At 39.1% G+C, this 13,690-nt stretch carries 8 protein-coding genes and 1 pseudogene; 7 read left to right on the top strand and 2 right to left on the bottom strand.

Annotation, left to right across the window (positions count from 1 at the left end):
• The first annotated feature begins 482 nt into the window (after window positions 1–482).
• Complete coding sequence (locus HWV03_RS13645) at window positions 483–677, top strand: hypothetical protein (protein WP_211676408.1); 195 nt, start codon at window positions 483–485, stop codon at window positions 675–677.
• Window positions 678–998: 321 nt separating this feature from the next.
• On the opposite strand, the gene HWV03_RS13650 is transcribed toward HWV03_RS13645, so the two are convergent.
• Complete coding sequence (locus HWV03_RS13650) at window positions 999–1,451, bottom strand: hypothetical protein (protein ID WP_211676409.1); 453 nt, start codon at window positions 1,449–1,451, stop codon at window positions 999–1,001.
• 510 nt (window positions 1,452–1,961) lie between these two features.
• On the opposite strand from HWV03_RS13650, the gene HWV03_RS13655 reads away from it, so the two are divergent.
• The gene (locus HWV03_RS13655) at window positions 1,962–2,276 is read left to right on the top strand and encodes a DUF2834 domain-containing protein (RefSeq protein WP_045110772.1); all 315 of its coding nucleotides are present in this window, start codon (window positions 1,962–1,964) and stop codon (window positions 2,274–2,276) included.
• A 393-nt stretch (window positions 2,277–2,669) separates the two neighbouring features.
• Here HWV03_RS13655 and HWV03_RS13660 read toward each other — a convergent pair whose 3' ends face one another.
• Window positions 2,670–3,824 carry an IS110 family transposase gene (locus HWV03_RS13660; protein ID WP_211675068.1) on the bottom strand — a complete coding sequence of 385 codons (1,155 nt, stop codon included), beginning with the start codon at window positions 3,822–3,824 and terminating at the stop codon, window positions 2,670–2,672.
• 218 nt (window positions 3,825–4,042) lie between these two features.
• Here HWV03_RS13660 and HWV03_RS22800 point away from each other — a divergent pair.
• The 5 genes and pseudogenes from HWV03_RS22800 to pulA all read left to right on the top strand — a co-directional run bounded on the left by HWV03_RS22800 (window position 4,043) and on the right by pulA (window position 13,634).
• Window positions 4,043–4,357 (top strand): annotated as a pseudogene (locus HWV03_RS22800) (DUF6973 domain-containing protein).
• Window positions 4,354–4,701, top strand: a complete 348-nt coding sequence (locus HWV03_RS13670) for a hypothetical protein (RefSeq protein WP_211676411.1) — start codon at window positions 4,354–4,356, stop codon at window positions 4,699–4,701. Before HWV03_RS22800 ends, HWV03_RS13670 begins: the two are co-directional and overlap by 4 nt.
• 747 nt (window positions 4,702–5,448) lie before the next feature.
• Window positions 5,449–6,180 carry a hypothetical protein gene (locus HWV03_RS13675; RefSeq protein ID WP_211676412.1) on the top strand — a complete coding sequence of 244 codons (732 nt, stop codon included), beginning with the start codon at window positions 5,449–5,451 and terminating at the stop codon, window positions 6,178–6,180.
• A gap of 711 nt (window positions 6,181–6,891) precedes the next feature.
• The gene (ygjK, locus tag HWV03_RS13680) at window positions 6,892–9,273 is read left to right on the top strand and encodes an alpha-glucosidase (RefSeq protein ID WP_211676413.1); all 2,382 of its coding nucleotides are present in this window, start codon (window positions 6,892–6,894) and stop codon (window positions 9,271–9,273) included.
• A 512-nt stretch (window positions 9,274–9,785) separates the two neighbouring features.
• Window positions 9,786–13,634 (top strand): pullulanase-type alpha-1,6-glucosidase, encoded by a 3,849-nt coding sequence (gene pulA / locus HWV03_RS13685; RefSeq protein ID WP_211676414.1) that lies wholly within the window; start codon window positions 9,786–9,788, stop codon window positions 13,632–13,634.
• Window positions 13,635–13,690: the final 56 nt, after the last annotated feature.

A 13,690-nucleotide genomic window follows, 5' to 3' on the forward strand; every position in this document is an offset into this window, starting at 1 on the left:
TTATAAAAAAATCTTTTTCTCTGCATATTAGATCTCTACCTCACTTTGTATATGTCTAATTATCTATTGAATAATAGCCAAGCTTAACTTTTATTCTTAACATGCGTTAGAAATTAAAATCAACAAGCTAGATTCGCATTACAGGATCTAATAAATTAAATTCATCTATGTTGAATATTAAAGACTCAGCATTATTTGTTATTGCTATATTAAGCTTATTTTAATAACTTTTAATTGTTACACATATGTAACAAGTGCTTATTTTAACTATCTTTAGAATCAACAACCCAATTTAAATGCAATTAAAGTGAATGATTATTTATTAAGCTGCTGGCGGCGTTGCATGCATTAGTAAAACTAATGCTTAATGGTATTTTTTGTCATTGTTACATAGTTATTTCATGCGCTACTATATCCACTAGATAAGCATATAAACATCACCCAGTTAAAACATTAATTATTAAATTCAGGTAGAGGCTAATATGGCACACGCAGCGCACTTCAATATGATCCCACAAGATTTGGCTTTAGATAAAAAAGCTTATGCTGTTTCTATCAAAGGACTGATTAGACACACGAAAGACATTTTATTTAGTAATAAAAAAGAAATATCATCAGATATTCAATTAAGAGAGTTGTCACCGCATATCCTACGTGATATCGGCATGATGCGATAATTGACATTCATCTTTAAAACGCCAGTATTTGCTGGCGTTTTTGTTTCTAATATTAATAAATATTCACCCACAGAGAGTAGATTTTTACCTATTGTCGTATCGATAAAATATATGGCAAATTAATGTGTGGATATCGAGTATGAGCAAATGTTCTAAGCTACTTTGGGACAATTTTTGAGTTAGCAAGGCTAGCTAACTCATTCTTGGACAGAATTGGCTTAGAGTTGAAGCTTTAAATGGTATAGCTCGCATGACAGAAGTAATTCGTTGATTGATATCTGTGGCATCACAGCAGCGACCAAACAAGGGTAAAATGACGATTTATTCAAAGACAGCGGCTAACTCAGTAGCTGTCTTGATATATTTAACCTCAGATATTTTGCCTTCACTTACCGTATAAACCGTAATATGATCTTCCTTTTTTGAGAACTTGTCTTTGTTAGTATCATCTAATAACAAAATTAAAAATGGATATTTTCTCATTTTAGGCAAAGCAAAGAATTTGCTAATTAAACTTGGCATCCCTGATATGTCAGCGACATAATAAGCTTGGTGAGCCGCTAAAAAACCTTTGTCCTGAGCTAATAAGAAATCACGAATGATGCTGCTGGCATCTTTATCACCTGCAACAATGATATTTTTGGTATCAGCTTTGATAGTATGCACTTGGTCAAATTGATCGGTAATTTCAAAACGAGGTATCGAGTCTCCAATATTAAATGCGTGGGCGAAATTTGCTGCCAATAGTAGTAATAATACGAACAACTTATTCATTATTTTTTCCTAAAAGTTTAAAAGATTGATACAACCACAAATATACCAAATTATACTATCAAATAGTAAACCATCAATGGCTTAGGGTGATCGCTCTAAGCCGTGTGAACGCTAAGCCAAATTTGCCCCTAAATGTGTTAGAGCTTTAACTCTCTCACAATATACTCATATCGACTTTCCATACATTTGCTTATGCGTTCTATTAAATAAATGTTTAGTAACTTCAACAGACCTAGATTGGCTTCATTTGCAATCGACCTCAACATTAAGTTGTTGATTATAAGTCATTAATCTATTTTGCCATTATTTATACGGGCCTGTATAAATAACAGCATTCTGTATATCCAAATAAGAGATAATACCAAGCGATGATAAATATGGTGTAAATTATTGTTATTGAACAATAATTTAATGCCCAACCCTTTAACACTAGTGATTTTCTAGGTATTATACGGAATTCCGTAAAATACACTGTTATATTTTCACACAGTCAGCAATAAGGAAATTAGTTTGAAGCTACGAATTACATCAATAATTCTTTTACTCCTATTTACTGGTTATACCGCATTTACGATGTCAATTGCTCAACAGTCATTGTTAAGTTTTGGTTACCAGTTAATTTCCAGTCCTGATACAGCTCAGGTTTTCTTTGATTTATATATTATGGCATTCTTAGCTATGGTTTGGATGTACGATGATTGTAAGAAGTTAGGTAAATCAAATTTGTATTTTCTACCGTTTGCGTTGCTAACTTTGGTGTTTGTATCAATTGGGCCGTTACTGTACTTAGGTTTAAAGCCAAGTAAAGTGGCATCAAAAATATAACAAGCCACTCAAGCAGGACAAATAACAGTTGGCTTTGTTCGCTTCGCTCTCTATTTTAGCCAACTATCATTTGCCTCTTAGTGGGGCGTTGGTATGACTCCCCACGTCAAGTAAAACGCAGAGATCCTTGCTAAAAAATATAGCCATAAATTCACTTTCATTAAATAAAGTGAGTTAACGTAAGAATGAAGCAAGTATATTCGTCGGTTATCATGCTGATATTCGTGGATTACTTGCTTTCGCAAGCAGCGCCTACCTTACTTATTTCGTCGTGACACCTGTCTTCAGTCTATGTTCGTGGATCAGCTAACTTTCATTAGCTACCATCCTAACGCCGTCGGTGATTGTGCCACACCCGATGCTTGATTCTATACGCTAACTCAACAACTTTTATCATGCAGGCACTCTCGATAGCCGTAATTTTGGCTCTACGGGTGTCAGCACTATTTCACGCGATATCGCCCAGATATAGGCAATCATTTCTCGCGCTATTGCCGTGACAATCACGTTATAGTGTTTGCCTCGACGTAACATGGTTTGATATCTGCGGCACAGCCTAAGCTGTGCTTTCCATGCGATATCTACAATGGTTTTACCTAGGTCTTCCTGTCGAAGTTGCAGTTCTGTGGAGATGTTTGCGGCAAAACGATAGGTGTGTGCTCCTTCAACAAGTAAGCGTCTTGCTCGACTATTACCACATTTGGTAATAGAACCAATCTTACGGCTGCCACCGCTGCTGTGCTCACTGGGGACAAGTCCAAGATAACTCATGAGCTTTCTTGGATGGTCGAAACGGGTTAGATCTCCGAGCTCTGCTACAACACCAGTTGCTACAAGTAAGCGTACACCTCGCATCGCTTGGATCGCTTTTACCACGGGGTAATAGCGCCAGTTTTTCACATGATGCTCAAGTTCATTATCGAGCCGTTTTAATCGATTCATACGCTCAGTTATTGTTTGTATGTATTCCTGCAAAACAATCTGTTGAGCAGGGTGCGGCAAGATCAATTCGGTTAACCAGCGTAAATGTTGTTTTGACCAATTGTCTTTCACTTTTGCTGTAACATTATTTCGCAGCAGCAAGGCTTTAAGTTGATATTTACCATCTTTAAGATCTTTCATTGCAGTTTCTCTGGCACGAGATAAATCTCGTACCGCTTCATCTTCAGGCTCGGGTACGTAAATAGCGGTTAAGTCTTCTGATTTAAGCAATTTAGCGAGGTTCATTGCATCACGCTTGTCGGTTTTTATTTTATCGCCTGGTTTCTTGGGGATAAGCGAAGGCGCGATGACATAACAACAATGGCCGAGTGATGTGATCAAACGGTAGATCCAATAACCACAAGGACCGGCTTCATAAACGAAGTGTAGGGTTGCATGTGGGTATTTTGATTCGAACCGACGCACCAATTTTGTAACTGATTGTTTAGTTGATGGATTCTTACCTAGGTGAATAGGTTTGACGCCCCGCACATCTTCAATATAAGCGACCTCAATAAATGATTTGTGTGTGTCCATGCCAATAAAAACTATGTTATGTTTACTCATGCTAGTCTCCAGTTTTATATTTTTGACAAATATATTATGGCTCTGGTTTTTAAAACTAACCCACGAAGTTGGAGGCTAGCACCTTGTGGGAGTCATTATGTCTAATTGGTAAAATCGTATCGGTATAAAAGGAATTATACATGTTAGAACAATATGAAAGGCTTACAGAAGATGAAAAGTTATATTTAAAGTCAAACCCTCATCACCTTCCTGCAATTATGAAGTCTAGGGAATTAGCTTATTCGGAAACAAAGAATAGATTTGGTTTCAATAGCCGAAATGATAAAAGTGATGCCTTTCGTCACTGTTACTGGTCAGCAGTTTTAAGTCGGGATATTGGATATTAAAATGCCTTGGCATTTACAAATGCACACGAAAGCAGTCCGAAAAATGTACCATCTGAGAAAGTAATGGATCTACATAACAACCTAGTGGGGTTAAGGATTGGTTTATCAATGGCTGACAACTCAACACTTTCTAAGTATTGCAATGATGCTTTATTAGCTGCTCGCTTGAAGGTGATAAATAAATGAGATTTTTCATAATATTAACGGCACTAACTTTGTTAGGGTGTAGCGAAGAACTTAGGTTTGAAAATTCAAATGCCACTTTTGAGCGTTCGATCTGGGATTCTTCCATCAGTGAGCGCTATCAAATGTTACAAAGTGTATCTAATTACAATGTAGTTGGCCTCAAACGCATCGAAATCATTTCTTTATTGGGAGAGCCAGATGGTTATTATTTATATGATGAGTTTCCAGCATATCGCCTTAATGAGACGAAAGATTGTGTAGTCGTTTTTACTATAGAACATGAGACAGGCAAGGTGACTAATATGTCCGTAGAGCCTAAGAACTGTGCATATCAAGCCAATTAACAAGGTTTTAAAGTCGGACTAGTAATGGATTTAGCCAAGATCTAATAAAGAGATCGCTAAAACTAGTTAAATCTCATCTTACTAATCAAGGTTCAAAGCTTAAGCATATTTTAGTGAGTACGCGGGAAGATAACGATGAACAGAAGCTTTATCGTAAAGTTCTAGGTGCAGAAGTTGAGGCCACAATAAGCAATCTATTTTCGGCTAATGAAGTTTATATGGTTGCTAGAAATATCTAAAAAAACATAACCAGCGCCTACAATCTGACCTCCGGCCACTGGTGGGCTGTTTCCTGTTTTAGATGAACAAAAACACTTTGACTGTAAATGGAATAAGTTTAATCAATTACTAGCATCGAATTTATCACCTTATTTAGTGAAATATCGTTCTCTAGGGGGCTCACTTTACCTGATCAGAGAGCTGCTTATGAACAATATAATGACAATACGCACTTATTGTATTTTGAGTCCAGAGATAAGATAGAACCATTGCTTAAAATAATAGAAAAATCTGGGCTTTATGCGTTGTCCAGAATTTAACAAGGCGTTAATCTCATTTACCAATACCTTCAGGTATGGAAAAGCTAAGTTGTTGGGCGATTATGAAGACAGTAAGGTTGCTCTCGATTATATTTCGATATGATTAGTTTCAAAGATATCAAATGGTGTACTTTTTAATGAGGAAAGTGCTATATTACCGTTTTTTTTTCACTTAGATATTCAAAAAATTTACAGGTAGGTACAAAAAATGATTAAGACTGTTATTCCTCGTCTTGCTTTAATAGCTTCGGCACTGTTACTCTCCGCATGCAGTACACAACTACGTACTGTGCGATTGGGTGAACCAGTAGCTCCTAAAGCAATTTCCGGAAAGTTTTTCTTTATCAGTCAATCTACTGCTAATGTTGGTGATGTAATACTTACTGAAGGAGAATACTTAAAAGATGCTTCAGATCTCCAGTTTGAAATGTTCCGTGTTAAAAAAAGTACGACAACAAGCGTAGAGCATAAAATGAGTACGTTTAAATTCTCTATTCCAGCAGGTGATTATCTTCTGCGTAGTAAAACCCTTGAAGGCAGTTATTATTCAGCACCAGCGCCTTTCACTGGCTTAGAGGGGACTCCAGCAGGGTACGGTGGCTTGTTTGTACCAAACGAAACTTCAGAGGCCACAGAGCTTTATTGGCATTGGACTCCTAATAGAAGTAAGGTATACCAGGCTAAATTGACATCACCGATAATAAATGGCCAAGAAGTTTCTGCTCCGCGCGCGACATTGACGTATGTTGGAGTCGCTGCAGATCAAATCCGTTTCGCCTATAAAGAATTTTCTAAAAAAGGGATGGCGACCCCTGCTTTTACTCAAGAGGTCATTCTTGATTATAAGCCTGGTGGGACTTATACATATAAAGGTGCGCAATTTATTGTTGAAAAGGCTGATTCTACACACATTAACTTTACTATACTTCGACCTTTATAAATGTCATTCGGTAACTAGCTACAAGCTGTGACTACTTGTCTTATTGCTATACAACTAAAAGCAATTAAGGTGTAGTCGTTTATTAAATTAGCCTCCTAATTGGAGGCTTTTTAGATTTTGGGATAACCTGATTGTCTTTTGACAATTCAAGACTGTTTTCTGCTAAATACGAATAACACTGTATTAATCTACTCTATCGAACCGTTTTCATTATGCATAATGAAATGTATGGCAAATAATCATGTCTGTTCGTAACCTCAAAAACGGCCACAAAAAACCTTAGACTTGCGAGTGCTACCCACAAGGCCGTAACGGAAGACGTATACCACACAATATCAGCACCTTAAAGATCAAATCCATTGTATTCACTGTCGAAAACAGTTCAAATCCAAGCTCTCAAATCAACAAAATAACAACATTTTGTGATTTACGTTTCAAGGCGATTTTGTAGCCAAGTGTAACCTAGTGTAACTTTACTAAAATAGATCACACTTTAGTAAAAGTTTGGTTAATAAACACCAAAATAGGTTGTAGACTCCATTTGAAATCACAGCGTAGCTAGCCTTTAGAGGTATATCAACTTGCGTATTATCCCTTTGTCACACAAACAGAAACGATTCAGATGAAAACTAAATACGTAACGATACATCTGACTCTGATAACACAGTGTTTGTGATGCAGCACTTCTACTGATAACAAGGAATATGAATAATGAACTTAAATAAGTCACTTATTACGATATCGATTGGCACAGCACTGCTGATTACAGGTTGCAGCCTTTCACCATTTTCAGCAAATAGTGAATCACAAACAACTGAATATAAGAATGTTATTGACCGCTCAGGCTCACCTGAATACATGCGTGATTATGATTTTTATGACCATCAGCGCTTTAACCCATTTTTTGACCTTGGCGCATGGCACGGTCATCTACTACCTGACAATGACGAAGGCATGGGCGGTTTCCCTGGTACGGCACTGTTAACTGAAGAATACATTAATTTTATGTCTAACAATTTTGATCGCTTAAGTGTGCTCAAAAACGGTAAAAAAGTTGCTTTTACAATGGACGCATACAGCTTACCAGGGGCATTAGTTCAGAAGTTAACATCAGATGATGTCACGGTTGAATTAACACTGCGCTTTGCATCAAACCGTACTTCATTGCTTGAAACCAAAGTAACGTCAGACTCACCAGTAGAATTAGTTTGGGATGGTGAGTTACTTGAGAAGAACCACGCAAAAGAAGGTAAATCACAATCAGATAAAACCATCGACCAAGCCTACCCTAATTATGATCGTATGCTTGTGGCAACAGACGATGGCTTAACGGTCACCTTCGGTAAAGTACGTGCAACTTCGTCACTACTAACTTCAGGTGATTCTGAATACCAAATCCATAAATCAATTCCAATGAATACCGAAATTGATGAGCACAAGTTCACCTCAAAAGCGACGATAGCAGGTTCAACAACCTTTTATACAACTTATTCGCACGTACTAACAGCAGAAGAAAATCAGGCTGAACAAGCAAACATTAAAGCAATACTCGCGAACCCGACTGCGTATTTAAGTGCTTCTGAACAGCGCTGGGAAGGTTATTTAGACAAAGGTTTAACCAATACTTACGCGACTCAAGAGCAAGAGCGTGTTGCCGTAAAAGCGATAGAAACATTAAATGGTAACTGGCGTGGCGTAGCTGGTGCAATGAAGTTTGATTCTGTTACACCTTCAGTAACAGCGCGTTGGTTCTCAGGTAACCAAACTTGGCCGTGGGATACTTGGAAACAAGCATTTGCAATGGCACACTTCAATCCTGACGTAGCAAAAGATAACATTCGTGCGATGTTCGCTTACCAAATTCAAGCTAACGATCCTGTTCGTCCATGGGATGAAGGCTATATACCTGACTTACTGGCCTATAATACCAGCCCTGAACGTGGCGGTGACGGTAGTAACTGGAGTGAACGTAATACTAAACCAAGTTTAGCAGCTTGGGCTGTAATGGAAGTATACAACACCACTGGTGATAAGGCTTGGATAGAAGAAATGTATCCGCAGCTAGTCGCTTATCATAACTGGTGGTTACGTAACCGTGATAACAATGGTAATGGTGTACCAGAATATGGTGCAACACGCCATAAAGCTCACAATGATACAGAAGGAAATATGCTGTTCACGGTTAAACGTGGTGGTAAAGATTACAAGTATGCAGGCATCGAAAAATACAACAGGATCCTTGCCGAAGGTAACTTTCAACATATTGAAGTACCAGCACAAACAGCTGCATCTTGGGAGTCAGGTCGTGATGACGCCGCAGTATTCGGTTTTATCAGTGAAGAACAGCTAGATGCTTACGTTGCAAATGGTGGTAAACGCAGTGATTGGGATGTGGCATTTGCCCAAAACCGCGCTGAAGATGGCACCCTACTTGGTTACTCATTGCTACAAGAGTCAGTTGATCAAGCCAGCTACATGTATAGCGATAATAAATACTTAGCGCAAATGGCCGATATGTTAGGTAAAGATGATGAAGCGAAAGAATTCCGTGATAAAGCGGATTACCTAGCGACTTACATCAATACGTGTATGTTTGATGAAAGTACTGGCTTCTTCTACGATATCCGTATCGAAGATAAAGAACTAGCCAATGGCTGTGCGGGTAAACCTATTGTTGAACGTGGTAAAGGCCCTGAAGGTTGGTCACCACTATTTAATGGCGCAGCAACACAAGATAACGCTGACGCTGTAGTAAAAGTAATGAAGGATACGAGCGAATTCAATACCTATGTACCACTTGGAACAGCTGCTATTTCAAGTCCTGCTTTTGGTCCTGATATTTACTGGCGTGGGCGTGTATGGGTTGACCAGTTCTACTTTGGCCTAAAAGGCATGGAACAATATGGTTACCGTGAAGATGCAGTTAAAATGGCAACGGCTTTCTTTGATAACGCCGATGGCCTAGTGCAAGACGGTCCAATTCGTGAGAACTACAACCCGCTAACAGGTGAACAACAAGGCGCGCCAAATTTCTCTTGGAGTGCTGCCCACCTATATATGCTATATAACGATTTCTTTACTGAAGAAAAATAACTAAAGCGTATAAGTAATAACTGCTAACATTAAAAAAGGCCATTACAACAAAGTGATGGCCTTTTTATTTAGCCAGTATGCAACTAGCCCTCTCCGTAAATTCAACATAAACACACCTCAAATGATCAGTCCCGTAATTTGGCCACAACTAAACGATAAGAATTGAAATTTAAGGTTTATCACGAGAAACCGACTGACGATCTCAAATTTTAGCTTTTGTCTTAGCTCCCAGCAAAAAAGTTAATAATTAATGAATTACATTTTTTACCGTACTTGCCTACAAAAAGTGACTTGCTTAAACCTCCGTACATGCTTTTTGTTCCTTAATCACAAGACTAAGCCTAATTAGTGTGATTTATTTCAAATTAAATATTATCTCCCCCCCTTTGCCTCCACCCCAAAGCTTATTGAAAAGGTTGATGTTATTGTCACCCATTTATTTATCATCACAGAAACAATTAATTATTTCTGAACTCTTAGCCAAATTTATAAATAACCAAGGGATTGAGACAGTGAAAAATAATACGACACAATTTAAATATTCAGCACTTGCGAAAATAATTATACCGCTATGCTCTGCAGCTATTACCGTAGGGTGTAATAACAATTCATCTGCACCTTCAAAACCTGTCACTCCCACTATCCCAGATGAATTAATAGAACCGAGTATTTCACAACCTGTTCCAGTTGAACTTCAACCGACAATCGCCCTACCGGATGACGCACCTTCAGCATCTAAAGAACAATTTATTATCAGCTATATAATAAGCGTTAATCCCGTCGAATCCTTACTGTCAAATGCGCCTAAATACACTCACTGGACGCTAAACTGCAAGAATATTAACCCTGTATCTACAATTAGCGCTGATGAGTTTGGCCCTGTTTGGCTGCTTAATAAAAATGTACTCAATTCATGTAGCAGGCTAGCTGTCAAAGATGGAAACCAAGTAACACAAGTTACAGTGGCTATTAGTGAAGCTGATTTAGGAAAAGAATTTTTTGTTGCAGACAATAGCACTAAAAAAGTTGAAGGATCCCGTCGAGATGGACTACTCACGGCTAAGGGGCTTCCGCAGGCTGGTACAGATGTCATCATGCCTGAGACCATCAAGCCAAAGGCGTTTAATGCTCCTCAAGAAGGCATGGTGGCATTGCAGATTTACGATGCTATGGGTGATTACACACCCTACGAGAACATGAACCTTCACCTCTGGGGAACAGATAAAATTCCAGATGGGGGTTGTGAAGGGTTAACTGATTCAGCCAAAAATACAGATTGGAATGATATCTCCGTTACTCCAGATGATAATGATGAATTTGGCCCTATCTGGTATCTTCCTGTCACAAGTACGGAATCTGGTTGCTTCAATGTTATCTTCCGTAATGGAAATAAAGATAAGCTTATTGACTCAAATATTAAAATAAATATTGCAACTATGGGAGATAATCGTTCAGTCACTTTTATTCCAGGTAGTACTGTTCAATACGATACTCGCGTACAAGCTTTTGAGTTAGCCGCGCCGTCATCTGAATTCTCAATCGATACCTTAGGCGCAATCATGCTAGACGACAAAACTCTTGTATGGAAAGGTGGAGCGAATGCCGACATGGTCCAAATTATGTTCAACCATGATGGTAAATATAAAGTTAAAGAGATCATTGAAAATGGAAAATCTAAGAAGGTCGTTTCTGGTGCTTCCATTATATTGAATTCTACCGAGCTAACAGTGGAGCAGAAAACGAAATACCCTCATCTTGCTGAATACCCTGTATTTTCTTTACCTACTCTTCCAGCAGATATAGCACTTTCTTCATTACTGAAAGGCAGTATGGTCGCGATTGCTTCAACCAACAATGGTAAATTTCGGTCCACCACAGGTATCCAGTACGCTGGCGCATTGGATGCATTATTTGCACAAGAAGCCACAGAACTGCAATATGGTCCAATCTATAATAATAACGACGTAACTTTCCGGCTTTGGGCCCCAACTGCCAGCAGCATCGAGCTGGTTATCTACAATAGTAATAAATCAGAAGCTCAACGTATTGCAATGGTTGAAGACAAAACATCGGGTAGCTGGAGCGTCGATCTTGAAAGTAATGCGGTAGATGGGAAGTTCTATCGTTATGCTATGAAGATATTCCAACCTCGTAAACAAAAAGGCTACGGCTATGAAGTCACGGACCCGTATTCAGTCAGTCTTTCAACTAACTCCATCTACAGTCAGGTAATTAACTTAGATTCGGACCAATTAAAACCAAACGGCTGGGATAACTTAGAAGCGCCTCATTCTCAAAAAGAAAGCGATCTTTCTGACATGGTGATCTATGAATCACACGTCCGTGATTTCTCAGCGCGCGATGAAAGTACGCTGAATAAAGGTAAGTACCTTGCCTTTACCGAGCAAGAATCCGTACCAGTCGAACACCTTAAACAGCTAAGTAAAGCAGGCATGACCCACTTACACTTAATGCCAGTATTCGATATTGCGACTATTAACGAAGACCCGGAAAAAGTAGCAAATATCGACCAAGCATTTAGTAAACTTTGTGAGCTAAACCCTACGATAAAACAGTCTGAGTTTTCAAACTATTGCACAAGTGGAGGCTCAATTTCAGATGCCTTTACAGAACTTGCTGAAGTCGACAGCAAAGACAATACAAAAGTTCAAGATCTCAATGAATACGTACGTAGCGTCGATAGCTACAACTGGGGCTATGATCCGCTTCACTACACAGTACCAGAAGGTTCATATGCAACAGAATCCGAGGGTTCCAAGCGGATCCTAGAATTCCGCGAAATGGTTAAGTCAATCAAAGAAGATATAGGTATGAATGTGATTGTGGATGTTGTTTACAACCACACTAATGCGTCAGGCCTAGATGACAAGTCGGTACTAGACAAAGTTGTTCCGATTTATTACCAACGCTTAGTCCCTGATACCGGCGCGATAGAAACGTCAACATGTTGCGATAACACTGCACCAGAAAATGCAATGTTTGCCAAACTTATCGATGATTCAATTCAAACCTGGGTCAAAGCATACAAGATTGATGCATTCCGTTGGGATTTAATGGGCCATCACCCACTGTCGCAAATGCAGGAAACACTTAAGGCTGCCCGTCAAGTTAATCCAGACGTATACTTCTATGGTGAAGGCTGGAACTTTGGTGAAGTCCAAGACGACAAACGTTTTGTTCAGGCAACCCAAAAACACTTAGGTGGTACGGGTATTGGTTCTTTCTCTGATCGACTGCGTGATGCCGTACGTGGAGGAAGTCCCTTTGATACCGGAGAAAGTATACGTAAAACACAAGGCTTTGCTACAGGCGCCTATGTGATGCCGAATGAGCGAGTCAACATTGCAGCCAATGTTAATGATGACGGAGTATCAGATGAATTAGCACGTGCACTGCACCAAATAGATCTCACTCGTTTAGGTATGGCCGGTAACCTCAAAAATTTCGAATTTGTTGACTATAAAGGCAACACTCAGAAAGGTTCAACGTTAGACTATAATGGTCAGGCAGCTGGCTATGCAGAACAACCTTGGGAGACTCAAAACTATGTCTCTAAGCATGATAACCAGACGCTTTGGGATATTAATATGTACAAAATATCACACGATGTCTCACTAGACGATCGCGTTCGCATGCAGGCGATTGGCATTTCTACCGTGTTACTTGGTCAAGCTATGCCATTTAACCATATGGGTGGTGAACTGCTGCGTTCTAAATCTATGCAACGTGATTCCTACGATTATGGGGACTGGTATAATCGTGTTGATTTTACCCTTAATGACAACAACTGGAATAAAGGTCTTCCAGCGAAAGATAAAGACGCCGCCAACTATGACTTAATCGAAAAGATACAAACAGTAAACGCACAACCAAGTGCCGCAAACCTAGACCAGATGTTTGAGTTCTACAAAGAGCTGCTTCGACTTCGTAAAGCGTCACCACTGATGGCTCTGCCAAATGCAGATGAAATTATTAGCCGTGTTGATTTCCGTAACGTAGGAAAAGATCAAACACCGGGAATCATTGTAATGAGCATCGATAATGGCTTAACACAAACAGCGGATTTAGACAGTAAACTTGATTCTATTGTTATTATAATTAATGCGACGCCTCAGAAACAAGCAATTGGTCATTTCCTTGATAACAGTAATAACACTATCGACCTTATAGGATTTGAACTGAGTACCACGCACAACCAAACTAACTCTATTGCCAGTAACGCTAGCTTTACTAATGGTCAATTTGAAGTGCCGCCATGGTCTAGTGCAGTATTCCTCCAAGCTCGTGATGGTGAACGCGGAGTAGGTCTTCCAGTCACACTGAAGGCCGAGATCGAATAAGTTTAATTTGTGATAATCAAGCAAAATTGCGAGTTAATACTAGTCCGTGATTTTGC

This window comes from Moritella sp. 36 (assembly GCF_018219415.1).
GTDB lineage: Bacteria > Pseudomonadota > Gammaproteobacteria > Enterobacterales > Moritellaceae > Moritella.